16 protein-coding genes and 1 rRNA gene are annotated in these 16358 nt (G+C 48.9%); 6 read left to right on the forward strand and 11 right to left on the reverse strand.

The annotated features are described in order from the left end of the window. Nucleotides 1–24: 24 nt before the first annotated feature. The 3 genes from IPM09_03750 to IPM09_03760 all read right to left on the reverse strand — a co-directional run bounded on the left by IPM09_03750 (nucleotide 25) and on the right by IPM09_03760 (nucleotide 2752). Entirely contained in the window at nucleotides 25–1710 is a 1686-nt protein-coding gene (locus IPM09_03750; protein ID QQS21616.1) for a DHH family phosphoesterase, read from the reverse strand. Then, the gene (locus tag IPM09_03755; GenBank protein QQS21617.1) at nucleotides 1707–2018 is read right to left on the reverse strand and encodes a winged helix-turn-helix transcriptional regulator; all 312 of its coding nucleotides are present in this window, start codon (nucleotides 2016–2018) and stop codon (nucleotides 1707–1709) included. Before IPM09_03755 ends, IPM09_03750 begins: the two co-directional genes overlap by 4 nt. Before the next feature lie 77 nt (nucleotides 2019–2095). Then, the gene (locus tag IPM09_03760; protein ID QQS21618.1) at nucleotides 2096–2752 is read right to left on the reverse strand and encodes a hypothetical protein; all 657 of its coding nucleotides are present in this window, start codon (nucleotides 2750–2752) and stop codon (nucleotides 2096–2098) included. A 52-nt stretch (nucleotides 2753–2804) separates the two neighbouring features. Between IPM09_03760 and priA the strand changes: the two genes are divergently transcribed. The 4 genes from priA to fmt are packed head-to-tail and all read left to right on the forward strand — an operon-like array spanning nucleotide 2805 to nucleotide 6815. Continuing rightward, nucleotides 2805–4739, forward strand: a complete 1935-nt coding sequence (gene priA, locus IPM09_03765; protein ID QQS21619.1) for a primosomal protein N' — start codon at nucleotides 2805–2807, stop codon at nucleotides 4737–4739. A 30-nt stretch (nucleotides 4740–4769) separates the two neighbouring features. Next, on the forward strand, nucleotides 4770–5339 hold the full coding sequence (locus tag IPM09_03770) for a type II secretion system protein (GenBank protein QQS21620.1): 570 nt from the start codon (nucleotides 4770–4772) through the stop codon (nucleotides 5337–5339). A gap of 56 nt (nucleotides 5340–5395) precedes the next feature. Then, nucleotides 5396–5968 (forward strand): peptide deformylase, encoded by a 573-nt coding sequence (gene def / locus IPM09_03775; protein ID QQS21621.1) that lies wholly within the window; start codon nucleotides 5396–5398, stop codon nucleotides 5966–5968. After that, nucleotides 5931–6815 carry a methionyl-tRNA formyltransferase gene (fmt, locus tag IPM09_03780; GenBank protein QQS21622.1) on the forward strand — a complete coding sequence of 295 codons (885 nt, stop codon included), beginning with the start codon at nucleotides 5931–5933 and terminating at the stop codon, nucleotides 6813–6815. Before def ends, fmt begins: the two co-directional genes overlap by 38 nt. On the opposite strand, the gene IPM09_03785 is transcribed toward fmt, so the two are convergent. The 6 genes from IPM09_03785 to IPM09_03810 all read right to left on the reverse strand — a co-directional run bounded on the left by IPM09_03785 (nucleotide 6812) and on the right by IPM09_03810 (nucleotide 13948). Further along, nucleotides 6812–7258 carry a hypothetical protein gene (locus tag IPM09_03785; protein ID QQS21623.1) on the reverse strand — a complete coding sequence of 149 codons (447 nt, stop codon included), beginning with the start codon at nucleotides 7256–7258 and terminating at the stop codon, nucleotides 6812–6814. The two genes, fmt and IPM09_03785, sit on opposite strands and share 4 nt — an antisense overlap. A gap of 38 nt (nucleotides 7259–7296) precedes the next feature. Continuing rightward, entirely contained in the window at nucleotides 7297–7593 is a 297-nt protein-coding gene (locus IPM09_03790; GenBank protein ID QQS21624.1) for a hypothetical protein, read from the reverse strand. 13 nt (nucleotides 7594–7606) lie between these two features. Further along, complete coding sequence (locus IPM09_03795; protein ID QQS21625.1) at nucleotides 7607–10342, reverse strand: hypothetical protein; 2736 nt, start codon at nucleotides 10340–10342, stop codon at nucleotides 7607–7609. Nucleotides 10343–10490: 148 nt separating this feature from the next. Beyond that, on the reverse strand, nucleotides 10491–12266 hold the full coding sequence (locus tag IPM09_03800) for a translation initiation factor IF-2 (GenBank protein QQS21626.1): 1776 nt from the start codon (nucleotides 12264–12266) through the stop codon (nucleotides 10491–10493). Between the two features lie 55 nt (nucleotides 12267–12321). Further along, complete coding sequence (locus tag IPM09_03805; protein QQS21627.1) at nucleotides 12322–13392, reverse strand: S1 RNA-binding domain-containing protein; 1071 nt, start codon at nucleotides 13390–13392, stop codon at nucleotides 12322–12324. 145 nt (nucleotides 13393–13537) lie between these two features. After that, complete coding sequence (locus IPM09_03810) at nucleotides 13538–13948, reverse strand: hypothetical protein (GenBank protein QQS21628.1); 411 nt, start codon at nucleotides 13946–13948, stop codon at nucleotides 13538–13540. 83 nt (nucleotides 13949–14031) lie between these two features. Between IPM09_03810 and IPM09_03815 the strand changes: the two genes are divergently transcribed. Beyond that, complete coding sequence (locus IPM09_03815; GenBank protein ID QQS21629.1) at nucleotides 14032–14859, forward strand: ROK family protein; 828 nt, start codon at nucleotides 14032–14034, stop codon at nucleotides 14857–14859. After that, nucleotides 14819–15304, forward strand: a complete 486-nt coding sequence (locus IPM09_03820) for a hypothetical protein (GenBank protein QQS21630.1) — start codon at nucleotides 14819–14821, stop codon at nucleotides 15302–15304. The genes IPM09_03815 and IPM09_03820 overlap by 41 nt, the downstream gene beginning before the upstream one ends. A gap of 42 nt (nucleotides 15305–15346) precedes the next feature. Here IPM09_03820 and IPM09_03825 read toward each other — a convergent pair whose 3' ends face one another. Both IPM09_03825 and rrf read right to left on the reverse strand, forming a co-directional pair. Continuing rightward, nucleotides 15347–15547: a hypothetical protein gene (locus IPM09_03825; protein QQS21631.1), complete on the reverse strand. Its 201-nt coding sequence runs from the start codon at nucleotides 15545–15547 to the stop codon at nucleotides 15347–15349. Between the two features lie 686 nt (nucleotides 15548–16233). Further along, a 5S ribosomal RNA gene (rrf, locus tag IPM09_03830) occupies nucleotides 16234–16343 on the reverse strand. Between the last annotated feature and the right edge of the window lie 15 nt (nucleotides 16344–16358).

Here is a 16358-nt window from a genome sequence, read left to right on the forward strand (position 1 = left end):
AATACCTTGCCAGGATATGCAAGCTTAGCCGTGTTCAAGCCGAACCAGCCTGCCTTCGACACTCCGCACGCCGCGCCATTCATTAATAAGTGGCGTAAACCACACATCTACCCGTTTGCCAAGTTCGGCATACCAGTCTTTCTCGGCATGAAACGCGATCAGCTGTAGTCGCCTGCCGTTTTTATCTTCCACCTCAAGCTTACAGTGCTGTCCGTCGCTGCCCATACTTCGACAAGCCGTCACTGTCACGGCATCGGCACGTAAAATTGGCTCCGGATTGCCATTGCCAAACGGCTCCATACTCGACAATTGCTCCACTAATGCTTCGTTAATTTCTGTAAAATCAGCCACAGTTACATCGGCTCGTGCCAGCAGTAATGGTGGCTGCGTAGGAAGCTTGAGCGATGCAAAGTAGTCATTAACGCCTTTGCGAAATGCTTCAATATTGGCTGTCGGCAATGTCACTCCTGCTGCCAGCTTATGCCCACCCCCCTTAGTAACTAGGTGTTGGTTTGCCCGAATTGCATCGGCAGCACTAAAATCGCCGTAGCTTCTGGCCGATCCCTTAGACTCATCACCCATTTCTTGTAGCACATAGGTTGGCTTTTTATACTTTTCAAGCAATTTCGCCGCCACAATCCCTACAATCCCGTGGTTCCAGTCCGCATGACTGACGACAAGCACGCTCTGGTCTTCATACATTTCGGCCTGCTTCACAGCCCCAGCGACGATAACATCTTGGTCAGCCCGGCGCTTGGCATTGAGCCTGTCGAGTTCCTGAGCTAGTTCAAGCGCCTTCATTCCGTCGCTCGCTAGCAACATATCCTGGGCAATGCGTGCCGTTTCTAGTCGCCCCGCAGCGTTCATCCGCGGGCCTAGCCCAAACCCCAATGCTCGCGCGTTAACGGTATGCGGCTCGACACCCGCTACTGTCATCAGTGCCTTCAGTCCTGGACGTCGAGTCTTGGCGAGCACTTTTAGCCCCCAGTACACGTGAGTACGATTTTCATCGACGAGTGTCACCACATCACACACGGTGCCCAGCGCCACAAGGTCAAGCAGCCATTTTTCCTGGCCATATGCGAGGCCATCCAGCCGTGTCTGCAAGGCCTGCACCAATTTAAATGCCACCCCCACCCCTGGTAAATCGAGAAATGGATAGAGTGGCTTTTTTGGTGTTTGCTTCATAAGTCGAAGGTTTTGGTAGCGTTTAGGATAGTCTTGCAAGAGCCGCTTTGGGTTAATCACCGCCACTGCCGGTGGCTGCGTCGGCACTACGTTGTGGTGGTCGGTCACAATTACGTCTACGCCCAGTTCCTTCGCCCTCACAATCTCGCGCTCGCTTATGCTACCGCAGTCAACAGTGATGATGAGCTGCGTGCCCTCCTGTGCAATTCGTTCGACCGCCGCAACCGTCATGCCGTAGCCTTCGACAAATCGATTAGGGATGAATGTAGTGACATGTCGGAAACCAAACGCAGCGAGTGCATCTACTAGCACTGTGGTAGCGGTGAGCCCATCGATATCGTAGTCGCCGTAAATAGTGATGTGTTCTTGAGCTTCGCGCGCTCGAACCAGCCTTTCAACCGCCTTAGTCATATCGGGCAGTAAAAACGGGTCGTGTCCATCTTCATAGCGAGGGTGCAAAAAAATATCGCGCGTTTGTTCGTCAAACCCGCGCGCCTCAAGAATCCGCTCGAACAACGTCATGACTGAATATCAGTAGTTGTGCGCTTTGGCCGCCCGGCACTTGATTGCTGCTGAGACTTTATAACGATACTTTGCAGTTCTTTGAATATCGGGAACTGCTTATTAGTAGAGTATATTTTGGTGTTCCCCTGCTTCTCACCAAGCAAAAACCCAACTTTTTCGAGTCGCTTTAATTCACGCTGAATATTACCCGGATCTTCCTTGATAAGCTTGGCAAGACCACGCACATGGGTGTGAAAATCAGGATATTTGGCGTATACCACCACAATTTTTCGTCGCACCCTAGATGTGATAAAAACGTCTAACATCGAACCCTTTCCTGTCCACTTCCCTGAATACTGTTGCTTTTTATTCTACATTTACCGCCAAGCATTTGCAAGTCCGTTTAGCGCCAATTTAGCACAATTTGATTAATCTTCGCGATGGTTTCTTCGTGCGATGGCACAGCGTTATCTTCATAATAATGGTTCGTTCCCATATAGTTCTCCTTCACATCAAGCACATGAATTTCATCTGCAATCATATGAATTCTATCGACAGCAGGTATTGTCGCTACAGGGGCAGCCACTACTAGTCGTAATATACGAATTGGTTTTAGAAAATCAAGTGCCACGCTAAGAACCGCGCTATCACTGAATCCGTCGGCCACGAGTATCACGACGCGCTCGCGCAACATATCATTGCCAATCAATCCGCCATCACCAATAAGACGATTGATTCGATTAAATGCTTGGCGTTTCTGATCTTCTAAGTAGCCGTGAAACTCACTAGTATACTCATCTATCTCACCTGCCGAGAAATCGCTGTTATAGGTAAAGTTACCTGCCTGCGATACGGCACCAAAGCTCGTACTTTCACCAGGAACTTCTATCCCCTCAGTCACAAGCATCGTCAAAATACAGTGAAGCTGCGAAGCAATTTGCTCACCAACCAACACGCCACCATCGCTGAGCGCCACCACGGCACAGTTTTCGTAGCGATATCTTTCTAATAGCTGAGTAGCTAACATCTGCCCAGCTTGTGCCCTGCTCTCAAAATACATATGCTTATAGTAGCAGTCTTCGACACAGAAATACAGGTATAATTAGGGAGCTATGTATTATTACGAGGTAGCACCAACCAAAATCGTTCGACCAGATCAGGCAGTATTCACGTATCACTACGATTCCAGGTTAGCAAAAGGCCAGCTTGTTGTTGTACCCGTTGGAAAGCAGCAACTTGTCGGTATCATCATGGCAGTAGTCAAACGGCCAGTATATGCCACAAAACCACTCGCGCCACTTCCACTACCCACTTTACCCTGGTCATTAGTAGCGACCGCTGAATGGATAGCTTCGTACTATTCATCACATTTGGCTTTGGTTTTACAAGCAATGCTTCCACGCGGTATCACCAAAAAACGACGTGAAGTTGTCCATTCTTCATCTGTAATTCATCGGAATCGAACAAATTTTGTACTCAATAAATCTCAGCAAAAAGCAGTTGAAATATTTCTTACCATGTCGCCTGGCACCGGCATACTGCACGGTGTTACCGGAAGCGGTAAAACTGCTGTGTATATAGAGCTTGTGCGCGATTGCCTAAAGCAAGGCAGATCCGCACTTGTCCTCGTACCCGAAATCGCCCTTACCTCTCAACTTGTTGCAGATTTTACCAACCACTTCGCCACCGTGCTTGTTTCACACTCAGCTCAAACTGAAGCCGAGCGCCACCGTTTATGGACGCGTATCCTACAGTCGACTGAGCCGGTGGTCATCATTGGACCACGCTCTATTCTTTTTTCTCCTGTCAAAAGCCTCGGCACTATCATTATTGACGAAGCCCACGAACCATCTTACCGCCAAGACCAGTCACCGAAATACTCTGCGCTTCGAGTCGCGAGCGTCCTTGCTACCCAGCACAATGCCCGCGTCGTTCAGGGCACGGCTACTCCCCTCGTGAGTGAGCTTTACCTAGCACGAGCCGCAGGCCGTCCGGTAGTTTCGCTGCCGCAGATTGCTCAGCCTGGCGCTGTAAAAGCCTCTGCATCACTAGTTGATATGACAAAGCGCTCATCATTTGGTAGTCACAGGTTTTTATCGCAGTTGCTGCTCAAGCAAGTAGAATCTACACTAAAAGATGGCAAACAAGTACTTATTTTTCACAATCGCCGCGGCAGTGCTAGCATCACGCTGTGCGAAGAATGCGGGTGGTCAGCCCTCTGTGATCAATGCACAATCCCTATGACACTTCACAGTGATTTACACAAGCTCATTTGCCACATATGCGCTAAAGCCATTCGAGTTCCAACATCCTGCCCACAGTGCCATCATACTAACATTATTCACCGGGGTATTGGGACAAAGTTAATTGAGAGTGAACTGCGCAAACTATTCCCCTCTAGTACTATCGCTCGATTTGATGGTGACTCTACGAGCGACGCGACGCTCGCCAAAAGCTATCAGTCCGTATACGACGGCACAATCGACATCATTGTTGGCACACAGGTGATTGCCAAGGGTCTCGATCTCCCCCACTTACGTACTGTTGGGGTTGTCCAGGCAGATGCTGGGCTAGCACTACCAGACTATGCAGCCAGTGAGCGCACATTCCAATTACTTTCACAAGTAGTGGGTCGCGTTGGTCGCTCGTCGCACGCAACATCGGTCATTGTTCAAAGTTACCAGCCAGATGCTCCAGCCGTACAACTGGGTATTATGCAGGATTACGAGCGTTTTTACGATTATGAGCTCGCGCGTCGTCGTCATGACGCATTCCCCCCGTTTATTTTCCTTCTAAAGCTCACGTGCGTTTATAAAACGGAGTCATCTGCCGTCAAACATGCCGCTGCCCTCGCGCACGCACTTCGTGAAAATTATCCTGACGTATCGATACTTGGGCCAGTGCCAGCATTCTATGAATTTCAACACAACACTTATCGATGGCAGCTTCTTATTAAGTCTACCTCAAGGAGTAAGCTTCTCGCCCTCACCCAGACCGTTCCTATGACACACTGGTATGTCGACATCGACCCACCAAGCCTCTTGTAATCACAAGCATCATCCCTCTATACTACGTGTATGGCTAAACGATCCACTCGTTTTGGGTTTACAATTGTTGAGCTTATGTTTGTGGTAGTCATTATTGGCATCATTGCCTCTATTACACTCGTTACCTATCGCAATGTGCAAGCGCGCGCTCGCGATGACCGTCGTCTTGCCGACATGAGTATGTACGTAAAAACACTTGACGCTTACAAGTCCTTTAATCAGACTTACCCGGTAGTAGCTTATAGCGGACTTGGTGCACAAAATGGCTGGGAATCCTCCGCCAGGGAAGCGGCTGGCCAATTCCTCGATTCACTCGATTCAATCGCCGGACAATCAAGTATGCCGGTTGACCCTACCAACAACGCTAATGGTAACGACATAACCGTCGACCGTACAAACAGTAAATTTACGTACGTTTACAACTACTATACTGCTGGAACCAACGGCTGCGACGCGACAAAAGGAAACTACTACGTCATTGGCGTACTACGAACCGAAACTACTGGCGCCACAAAGATAGCAGGAAGTCCTGGATTTTCGTGCACAAGCCGCGACTGGCAATCAGAACTTTCGTGGGTAACGGGGCGTTTTGAAAAGTAATTTATTCTCTGGCCCTTCTCTATAATTTGCTGGGCACATCAGGTATACTAACTGGAGTGAAGAAGGAAGCAATTATCACCCTACCGAATACTCATCTGCGTCAAAAATCGCAGCGCGTTCATGTAGTGACTGACGATGTTCGCAAACTTGCCAAAGACATGATCGACGCCAGCCTCGACTGGGAAGACTCTCGTCCCCATGAAATCAGTGCTGCCCTTGCAGCTGTGCAGGTCGATCACCTCTATCGTGTCGTTATTGTGCGGAGCGATTTTGACCACAAAGAAAACCGAGAGTTTGTGACACTTATCAACCCAGAAATTGTGAAGTTTGAAGGACAAAGAGTCGCCGATTTTGAAGGCTGCTTGAGTGTCAATGGTTATTACGGTAGCGTACCTCGCTATACAAAAGTTCGAGTAAAAGCGCTCGACCTTGAAGGTCACGAAGTGCGCTTTAAAGCCGAAGGCTTTCTCGCTCGCGTTATCCAGCACGAAATCGATCACACAAATGGTATTGTATTTGTTGACCACATTAGAGATGCACGAGATGCGTTTTATCGATTGGATGAGAAAGGCGAACTCCAGCCCCTTAGTTATGAAAAAGATGTCGAACATAGTCTTCTTTGGAACTGAAGATCATAGCTTAATCGCCCTACGCACCCTGGTAGAGCATAACTTTCACATAGCCGCCGTCGTCACCAAGCCCGACACACCAAAAGGACGTGGTCACAGACTAGTCCCTTCGGCTGTGAAAGCCTATGCCCTCACCCAGGACATCACTGTGCTTGAGCCCCAAAAACTCGACGAGCTTATCGAGCCACTCTCAACAATTGAAAAGCCTGTTGGCGTGCTCGTTTCGTATGGCAAAATCATACCCAATTACATACTGTCACTATTTAGCCCAGGTATTATCAATGTCCACCCTTCGCTACTCCCCCTCTACCGCGGTCCCTCCCCCATTGAGTCGGCAATCGAGCATCGCGATGCAAAAACTGGTGTGACAATCATGAAACTCGTAAAAGCAATGGACGCAGGACCTATTTATGTTCAAGTTCCCTATGCGCTTGATCAGACCGAGACAAAGCCGGAACTCTACGATACGTTGTTCACGCTAGGAGCTAATCTTTTGGTACAGTACCTCCCTCGTATCATCGACGGCTCGCTTCAGCCCACACCCCAAGACGAAGCAGATGCAACCTACTGCCATCTCTTACAAAAAGGTGATAGTTTATTAGATCCCCAAACCCTCACTCCCGGTGAAGCCGAAGCACGTATCCGTGCCCACCTAGGCTACCCACGCACTCGGCTACAGCTTGGTCCCCATACGGTTATCGTCACCAAGGCTCACGCCGTCATGACACAGCAAACAGCACTCGATATCGAGTGCAAAAACGGTGCATTTTTATCGATTGATGAACTTATCGCTCCCAGCGGCAAACGCATGTCGACAGCAGAATTTTTACGCGGCTACCGATTTTAAGCAGCTTGCGGTTGGTCGCCAGGCGCTACACCCAAAATCGCATCACGGTTAGCGATAATCTCGGCTTTCAGCTCTTCCATAGTCTGGGCGACTACTTGACGGTAGTCGGGTCGATTAAGCCCAAGCCACTTGAGCGATGCATACTCCGCCAAAATAACATTTTGTGGAATTTCAGCAGGAGCGCCTGCTTTCAGTTGCTGATAGATTTGATCTTGCTCATATTCAGGAACATTCGCCGATAACCACGTAGTTACTTTTTCATCATTTCGATCAATAAATGATTCAAATTCTTGAAGCTGAGCATCACTCAAGCCTTCACTAAGGCGCGTCCCGACACGAAGTTCCAATTGCTCACGGAAGTGATCAAGAAACATTTGCTTCTGCTCAGCTGGCAGTGTACCCAGACCCACATCTTGCAAAAATTTGTCATCCAACTGAAACATCACATACTCCCTTATTAGCTAGTATTCAGTATACCATACTAGTAAGAGCTGTCACGCGATGCGTCAGCAGCAAGTTCATCTGCTAAATCTTCAAACACTGTCTGGCGGAGGTTGTCTATGTCGCCAAACTCGCGCTCAATCCACGCTACCACCGTTTCTTGCGGTCCATCCTTAATCGCCGTAAACTCGTTCCGCTGCTCGTCAGTCATTGTGCGCTCCAATAAATGAGAAACTCTCATTTCGATAAGTTCTCGCGCCTGAGCGATGCTGAGGGCCAAGATGTCAGGGTCATGGGTGCCGAGTTTTAGTTTTTCGATGATTGCTTCGTCAGTCATAGCTAACTACAGTTTACCACTTCCCACGAGCAGCAAGCCATTGCTGTGCAAATTCAGGCACACCATCAGCCCAACTCGTCATACCAGACCGAGCAATACGCAGGTCGCCATTTTGGACGTAGGTGCCGAGTTGCTTTAAAATGCCTTTGTCACCAAAGTGTTGGCGCACGGCAGCATGAAGCTGCTTGGCGGTTTCAGAGTCAATCGAATGATTGTTGGCGCCTGCCCACTGGCTCCACTCACGGATAAGTCCGTTGCCTGACTCAACATAGAATGTATTGCCTGTTAGTTCTGGGTGAGGTAGGGTTTGATAGCGATCGCTCGGATTGATCCCTTCATTAGCACCAGGAGTCGCGCCGTCATGAGCCGGACCAGTACTGTTTGTCCCATCCCCTGCGGAAGCTGAGACCTCGTGAGATGATCCCAGTGGAGCACGTAGCTGCCCAGCGCCAAGCCCACTCAAACCACCAGCTAATTTTCCAACCGCTACGGTCGAGCGTAAGCGGCGGCGGTTACGAACCATTTCTTCAGTGGTTTTGGCTTCTACTTGCTCGGTCAGTGTGCTGGCACCAGCCGTAGTGGTTGCACGAAGGGCATCGAACTGACGGTTAGTGCTATACGCAGCTTCAACATCAGCATAGTCCATTTGGCCACCCCGGCCCACAGCGACCCGTGCATTACCGCGGTGACGCGTTACGCTACGACCAAGCAACCCGCCAGTTATACCGCCAGCGACCGTACCGGTAGCGAGACCAAAGATAGCACCCGGCACAAGGAAGCCTGCACCAAAGGCGACAACACCGCTTGCAGCAGCAACAGCACCAACTTTTTTAAGGCGTGAGCGCCATTTCCATTTGCTCGTGTCGCCTTCTTGTTTCATCCACCACGTCGTGAACATACCGGCATACTCGCCGCCACGCTCTTTAATATAATCGCTGATGCGTATCTCAAGCTGGAAGCTTTCGTTTAGCAGTGCGCGGCGCTGCCGACTACTGCGGTCGGTAGGCGTGCCGGCAATTGCATCGAGTCGTCCAATAAGCCGATCGATACGTACCTCATACTCCATGCGAGCATCGTCGATTGCCTCAGAACGACGTTCGTTCCAGGCGTCAAGGGCACGTGCCACAAATGGCATGCGGCGCAAAAATCGAGTACGGCGCGAATCATCCGACAAAAAGCGACCAACATAAGAGGTGCGGTCCTTGGCGGTTAGTCGAGCATAGGTGTCGCGGTAATCCGACAACTCGTTCATCATCGCAGTAATTTCGGGTGACATGGCCGTGCCCATTTCGCCCCTGGGAACATAAGTGCCGGTCGCAAGAGCTGCCAGAATATCACCTGTCGTTGCTGGCACATACGTACCTGCGGCAAGCGCATCGAGTGGGTCAACTGGGCTCGCAGCAGCACTTGGTACATAGGTACCGACCGCAAGTGCGTCAAGCGGATCGGCGGGAGCAGGCCCAGGAACGTAAGTGCCAGCCGAAAGAGCATCGAGTGGATCGGTAGGTACGGCCGATGAAGCAGGCGCTATGGTAGCTTTATCGTGCGCTGTCCGCATGTAGCTAACAAACTCTTTTACCTCTTCGTCTGACATGTTACCCACCTTAAGAGCAGTATCTGCGCCAAAGGCATGGTGAGCAACCAACTGCCGGCGCATAATTGCTATGTCATCAGGAGCTGAACCTATGGCAATTTCTGCATCAATATCAGCTACAGCCATGTGGATTTTCTGGGCTTCTGCATACAGTGCATTTTGGCGCTCACGCTCATCATAGCCACCAAGAATCGTATCAATGTGACCATTATGAGCGAACTTACCGCCCTTGTCAGCGATACCCTTTTGCCAGTGGGCGTGACCGCGAGCATCGTAGCTAATGGTACTAGCAAGTCGCGGATCGACCGTGCGAGGCGAAGCAGTCGCAGCAGTGCGACGAGGCCTTGGCACTGGCGGAGGTGTAGGTGCCACACCTGCAAATCCAGGGGTGGTCACTGCAGGTGAGCTTGCGCCTTTTGGTGCAGTACCGCGAGCTGTTTTGCGCCGGTAGCGCGCTGCCTCTTCGTAGTCTGGATTGTGTTCATCGATTTCCCATACACGAGTGGTGTTCTCCATTGCATCAAGTGTTGATTGATTGACACCGCCGTCTGAGCGCCGAGGAAACTTTGGCTGATTTTTTTGCCTAGCTTTGGTCGTTGCCGCTGGTTTACCTGTTGTTGCAAGCGCCTTTTCTAGGCGGGCTAGAATTGCGAGTGACTCATCACTGAGTGGCTCTGTCTCTTGCTGTTTAGTGGCTTCCAGGTCTTTTACTTCGGTAGGTTGCTCGGCTTTACGAGCCTCGCGGCGAGCAGCATAGGCGGCGGCAAGGAGTAATTTCACTTGCTCATTTGTCATACCATCGACGTCTTCGCCGGCGTAGGCACCTGACTCGACAAGCGCGTTACGCTGCGCCCTTACTAAACTCCACTTTTTTAGATCGCCTGTAAAATCGGCTTTGTCGGCATTAATATGAATGGTGATATCGTCGAGAAACGGCACGAGGCTAGGTGCAACATCACGGGCGATTTCTTCGTCAGTTTTAGCGGGTACGTCTTGGTAAGTGTCATCAAACGTATCACCAACCTCTTGGTCAGCATCATCTGATTGAGGTTCGGAATTACCCACAAGCTCAGCACGGAGCGCTTGTAGGCGCTCGTATGATTCATCAAGGTCGTGACGACCCTTACTCGATGATTCGTGATTCTTGCGTGCCATAGTGGTGAATATCGTTCCTTAATTAACAGATAGTCTGTCTATACTTTTATACTAGCATAAACATGATAAAAAGTCAATACTCTGTAGTAATAATAGAACCCACGTCGCCGAGGGCACTATTAGTTCGTTGCATACTACCTACGTATAACTATGAAAGTGTTCGTTTCACCAGCTCACGCGTGAAGAATTCAAGCGTATCGCCAATTTCGAGCTGCACTTTTTTGCTGGTTTTGAGGCTTAGTCCGCACATTTCGCCTTCGAATACTTCTTTGGCTTCGATTTGCTGGCGCTGCACGCTAGTCACTTCTGTTTCCGCCAGCTGCTCCTCGCCGCGCTTCACGCGCACGAGTACGTGGGGAGTCACTTTGCCGCTCTTCACTTCACCACCACAGATGATTTCGTCTTTCATGGTACGGAATACGCCCTTGACAGTCAGTGTACCGAGCTCAGTTTCTACCACAGCCGGTGCAAGCATGGCCTCCATACTACTCCTGGCATCATCGAGCAATTCATAAATGACTTTGTACAGACGAATTTGCACCTTATCGCGCATAGCCAGTCGCTTGACGGCTGGTGGTAGTATGATATTAAAGCCATAGATAATTGCATTGCTACTTGCCGCCAAACGGACATCACTTTCGTTGATATTACCAACACCGCTACCAATAATCCTCAGGTTGATCTCGCCTTTTGTGTCAACAAGACGTAAACTGTCCATAACAGAGGTAAGCGATCCCTGAACATCGGCTTTGACAATAACATTAATCTCCTGTGTATCGTGCTTTTGGGTCATCATTTTCAATAAATCTGCGCCCGTGACATTGGTGCTGGCGGCGTGTCGCTCGCGCTCAATCTTGGCCCTCTCAACAAGTAGTCTGGCCTCTTTTTCATTCTTTACGATACCAAACACGTCACCAAACTGTGGAAGTTCTTTAAAGCCAGTCACCGTAACAGGGGTCGAAGGGCCAGCCTCTTTCAGTGTTTTACCAGTAAAATCAAGTAGTGTTCTAACCTTTCCGTAGCTCGTACCAGCGACCAGGAAATGCCCAGGTTTTAGCACCCCCTGCTCAACCAAAAGACCTACTACACTTCCACGACCAATTTCCATGTGCGCCTCAATCACCAGACCTTCTGCCGGCACGTCAATATCCGCCCTTAACTCCTCAATGTCAGCCACAAGCAGTACCATATCGAGTAGCTTGTCGACTCCTTCGCGCGTTTTAGCACTCACTGGCACCATAACCGTATCGCCACCCCACTCTTCTGGGTTTAGATGGTGCTCACTTGCAAGCTGTGCCTTGACCATTTCGGGGTTGGCAGTTTCTTTATCCATTTTATTGAGTGCGACGACAATTTTAGCGTTGGCATCACGGGCAAAGCGAATAGCTTCTACAGTTTGTGGCTTTACTCCGTCATCCGCAGCCACGACAATCACCACAACGTCAGTAAGCGCAGCACCATGCTGGCGTAGAGCGGCAAATGCTTCGTGACCGGGCGTGTCAAGCAGTGTGATGGGACGTCCTTTGCGGACAGTCTGGTAGGCACTAATGTGCTGTGTGATGCCTCCAGCTTCACCGGCAACCGTTTTCATATCGAGAACCGCGTCGAGCAAACTTGTTTTTCCATGATCAACATGGCCCATAACGGCGACAATCGGTGGCCGCTCGACGGCACGTTCAGACGGTTTATGAAGACGCTGCGCGGTTGTCGATTCAACTTCCTTGCGCTTCAGCTCAACATCAATTCCTAGCTCTTCAACAATAATCTGAGCTGTCTCAAAGTCAATTCGTTGATTGATGGTAGCAACAATACCGTTTTTAAATAACTCTCCTACAAGCTGGGTAACTGGTAAGTTGAGCGTTTCTGCGAGCTCTCCGACAGTGATTGAATCTGCGATGACCAACACTTTTTCTGGTTGACTCATATCCTGCTCCTCTCCGTCCCAGCTTGGTGGGGACAATTATCCGTTTGTTACACGGTTATTTCTTTTTCTTGTCGGCAAGACTCAGTGAAATCTTGCGGTTTTCTTTATCAATATCAAGCACGACGAACTCTTTGCGTTCGTTAAGTGTAAACACTTTTTCCGGGTCAACACCTTCACCACTGCCTAGTTCGCTAATATGAACCAGCGCTTCGACCGCTGGACTAATCTGCACAAAGGCGCCAAACGGTGTTATGCGTGTGACAGTACCTTCAACTTTGTCTCCCTTTTTAAATGTGTCGACCTCGTCGAGCCATGGATCCTTTGTGAGCTGTTTCATGCTAAGGCTAAGGCGTTCTTTGTCGATGCTAATGATTTTGGCATCGATATTTTGACCAACTTTTACATAATCAGCTGGATTGTTGACACGCTCCCAGCTTATTTCGCTGATATGCACGAGACCTTCTATACCATCGACATTGACAAAGACGCCGAAGTCGACAACACCGGTGACGACGCCGGTGACAGTATCACCGATCTTCAGCTGCTCAAACCGAGCAGCGAGACCGTCTTTGATGGCTTCTTTTTCACTAAAGATAAGCTTGTTCGTCTTGCGGTCACAGTCCAAAATACGAACTTTAAGGTTCTGACCCACCAGAGCATTCAAGCGCTGCAGAATCTCGTCTTTGTCGGCACTACCGACTCGCGGGTAATGCTCGGCAGATAGTTGCGATACTGGCAAGAAGCCACGCACGCCTTCGTATTCAACCAACATACCACCACGATTTGCATCGTACGGAGCAACCTCGATAATTTCACCTGCTTCCATCTTGACAGAAATTTCTTCCCAACCCCGATCTTTTGCAGCTTTACGAAGGCTCAGCAAACTATAACCATTGTCAAGTTCTACGTCAACAACACTGGCAGTTACTTCGTCACCGGTGGCCAGCTGACGACTAAAGCCGACTTCACGGCGTGGAACATAACCAACACCTTGTGCGCCTAAATCGATCAACACTTCGTGCTTACGTACTGATAGCACATGACCCGTTATAACTTCGCCAGCAGCGATTTGCTTAACACTATCGCCAGCCATTAGCTCGTCCATCGTTACTAAATTTTTTGTCATACTATACGGTATCAATGGGTAATGTCGCGACAGGCGCGAACAGAACCATCAACACTCCTCTCTTAAAGTTAATATTTTCTTGGCGCACTTCAAACAAACGCGCACCGAGATTGTTGCCTATTGTACACTAGTGGACGTCATCTGTCTAGATGAGCGACCGAGACCTCACATAAGAGACCGCTGTGCCAGCCAACAGCGTAGCTCCAATGAGGGGGATAATCAAGTCTTCGGGACCAGTAGTTGGGAGATGATTGCTCGTCGAGGTGATGGATGAATCGCTAGTCGTCGCCGTAGAAGAACTCTTTGCCGGCGAATCTGTCTGTTTTTGCTGCGAAGCTTGGTTTTTTAGTGCTTGCTCCAGATCAGTATTAGTCGAAGACAAGGCCTCGTTCGACTGTGTGACAGTATCTTCGACTACCTTATTAGTTTCATTGCCTGTGTTATTTTTTGTCGCGTAGTTTTTTACCACGAAGATCCCGCCGACAACCAGTGCCAGCAGCAGCGCCCCCACCAGCACATATCCCACAATCGTACCTTTGTGCATTTGTTGTGCCATTCTATTCACCTCTTAAGTAACTTACCTGACTATACTATATTTTGCAACTAAACGCAACAGATGCGGTATGCTACACTGGTACTATGATAGTCACAATCGATACCGGCGGGACAAAGACACTTATTTCGTCGTTTAGTGCGCACGGCAAAATTGGTGAATCGATAAAATTTCCTACCCCTTCTGATCCAAGTCAGTATGTTGCGCAGCTAAAAAAGATCGTGCGTGAACAGTACGAACCAGACAAAGTCGAAGTCGTAGTGCTCGCTATCCCTGGGGTAGTTGATGCTGGGGTTATAAAATGGTGTGGTAATTTGCCGTGGCAGAACCTTGATCTAGGCAAAAAACTACACGATCTTTTGCCGGGTGTACCTTTGTTTATCGAAAACGATGCCAAACTTGCCGCTCTGGGCGAAACTCGCAGTTTGCCATCTATTCCCGTCTCATCGCTCTACGTCACCATTAGCACTGGTATTGGTGGGGGGTTGGTAGTTGATGGTAAGCTCGATCATGGCATGCGGTTTAGTGAAATCGGGCATATTCCGCTTGAGTACGATGGCAAAGTACGCATTTGGGAGTCGTTCGCCAGTGGCCATGCAATTGTAGCGACCTACAAACAGTTCGCACGGGACATCACCAGTAAACGCACCTGGCGACAGATCGCCGACCGCATGAGTCGTGGTTTTCTGGTCGTGATTCCTACAATTCAGCCCGACATCATCATTATTGGCGGGAGTGTTGGTACCTATTTTGAACGCTATGGAACATACCTGCGCGATATTCTACTTGAACACCTACCTCCACACATTGCTTGTCCCAAGATTATTCAGGCTGTTCATCCCGAAGAAGCAGTTATTTATGGATGTTACTACTATGGCAAAGATTACCTTACTAGTAAGAAAGCTAAAAAATAGCTGGCGACTCGATCAAAGTGTCGCTTCTCCTATTCGCTTTCAAACCGGTACTGCTTTTCAGTGGAATCACCTTGAGCGCTGTATCACCTATGACCCGACCGACAGTGAAGTAGTAGCATTTCTTTTGCATGAGGCTGGCCACGCTTGGTTGAACCATGGAAAATACACTAACAGTATTGAGCTACTGGAAATGGAGCGTGACGCCTGGGAGTGGGCTCGAAAGAATAGTTCCCACTATGGAATTACTATTGATCCAGACACTATCGATCAGTCGGTAGACACGTATCGTGATTGGCTTCATGCGCGTTCACTCTGTCCCCGCTGTAATGCAACTGGCGTCGAAACAGCTCGCCAGTTTACCTACGTATGTATTGCCTGCAGCCACCAATGGCGCGTTAATGAAGCGCGAAACTGCCATCTACGTCGCTATAGCCCAAACAAATAGTCGACCCCTGAAGAGTCGACTATTTATTTGCGCTATATCTGATTATTTATCAGAGCTTTTTTTAGTGCGGCGTGAAATACGGCCACCCTTGGCACCTGCAATACGAGCAAGTTCTGGGTTAGCGGCAAAACCGCCCGTATGACCGTTGCGACCACCTTTTGCGCCAATTTTTGCGTAAAAGTTTGGGTCTTTAGCCAAATTCTTTTGTGCGGCCTTGATGCCACCAGCTTTAGTTCCTGCCATTAGTAGGTTCTCCCTGCCCTCTTGAAGGGCGATTATTAAAAGGGCTCTGACTACCCCTGTTACGGTTCGTCAAAACCCTCGCTTTACCTCACATCTGAGATGTGTATGAAATAATATTAGCACAAACGATACAAAATGTCAATGGTTACAGTCAATATTTTTATGATATAAAAACTATTGTACTTATGCTGCTGGTGAGTTATTATAAGGAAGCACCTGTTTGAATCTTGAAAAACTACGAGATTCATTACAAAAAGGATTCTTGCTTTCTGCGAGATCCAAGAATCCACCACAAAAGCACCTTCCTTGATGGAGGTGTTTTTTATATGGTATAATTCATTTGACCAAGGGCGTTGCTGCAAAAATATGACCAAAATTAATAAGCTTGGCATAACCATTGGAATTGTTCCGTGGTTTTTCATCAAAATCAACATCGAAAAGTAAAAGAAAAAAACCTCCTTTCGGAGGTCTTCTTGAAAATTCGGCACCGTGCTAGTTTCCCACTTGTGGCAGTATAATATCTTTGCTTTGCAAAGATGTAAAATTGCGTCGTCTCGGAAAATAAAACGAGTTTTCTTTTCGCTCGCCTCCTTATTTTATCCGCCGTCGGGCTTATACTGCGCAAAAGCGGGAAATACCAAAAATCGAATTTACAAAAAAACCTCCTTTCGGAGGTCTTCTTGAAAATTCGGCACCGTGCTAGTTTCCCACTTGTGGCAGTATAATCGCCGCTGATGAGCTTGACTTCTGTGTTCGGAATGAGAACAGGTATTTCCTCATCGCCATGGGCACCGAAGAAGGGGGTCTGAAG

Source organism: Candidatus Saccharibacteria bacterium (genome assembly GCA_016700015.1).
GTDB lineage: Bacteria > Patescibacteriota > Saccharimonadia > Saccharimonadales > Saccharimonadaceae > Saccharimonas.

Bases quoted from the DNA above. Each gene is read 5' to 3' on its own strand.
- IPM09_03750 (QQS21616.1), bottom strand. From the start codon at position 1,710: ATGACGTTGTTCGAGCGGATTCTTGAGGCGCGCGGGTTTGACGAACAA.
- IPM09_03755 (QQS21617.1), bottom strand. From the start codon at position 2,018: ATGTTAGACGTTTTTATCACATCTAGGGTGCGACGAAAAATTGTGGTG.
- IPM09_03760 (QQS21618.1), bottom strand. From the start codon at position 2,752: ATGTATTTTGAGAGCAGGGCACAAGCTGGGCAGATGTTAGCTACTCAG.
- priA (QQS21619.1), top strand. From the start codon at position 2,805: ATGTATTATTACGAGGTAGCACCAACCAAAATCGTTCGACCAGATCAG.
- IPM09_03770 (QQS21620.1), top strand. From the start codon at position 4,770: ATGGCTAAACGATCCACTCGTTTTGGGTTTACAATTGTTGAGCTTATG.
- fmt (QQS21622.1), top strand. From the start codon at position 5,931: ATGAAAAAGATGTCGAACATAGTCTTCTTTGGAACTGAAGATCATAGC.
- IPM09_03785 (QQS21623.1), bottom strand. From the start codon at position 7,258: ATGTTTCAGTTGGATGACAAATTTTTGCAAGATGTGGGTCTGGGTACA.
- IPM09_03790 (QQS21624.1), bottom strand. From the start codon at position 7,593: ATGACTGACGAAGCAATCATCGAAAAACTAAAACTCGGCACCCATGAC.
- IPM09_03795 (QQS21625.1), bottom strand. From the start codon at position 10,342: ATGGCACGCAAGAATCACGAATCATCGAGTAAGGGTCGTCACGACCTT.
- IPM09_03800 (QQS21626.1), bottom strand. From the start codon at position 12,266: ATGAGTCAACCAGAAAAAGTGTTGGTCATCGCAGATTCAATCACTGTC.
- IPM09_03805 (QQS21627.1), bottom strand. From the start codon at position 13,392: ATGACAAAAAATTTAGTAACGATGGACGAGCTAATGGCTGGCGATAGT.
- IPM09_03810 (QQS21628.1), bottom strand. From the start codon at position 13,948: ATGGCACAACAAATGCACAAAGGTACGATTGTGGGATATGTGCTGGTG.
- IPM09_03815 (QQS21629.1), top strand. From the start codon at position 14,032: ATGATAGTCACAATCGATACCGGCGGGACAAAGACACTTATTTCGTCG.
- IPM09_03820 (QQS21630.1), top strand. From the start codon at position 14,819: ATGGCAAAGATTACCTTACTAGTAAGAAAGCTAAAAAATAGCTGGCGA.
- IPM09_03825 (QQS21631.1), bottom strand. From the start codon at position 15,547: ATGGCAGGAACTAAAGCTGGTGGCATCAAGGCCGCACAAAAGAATTTG.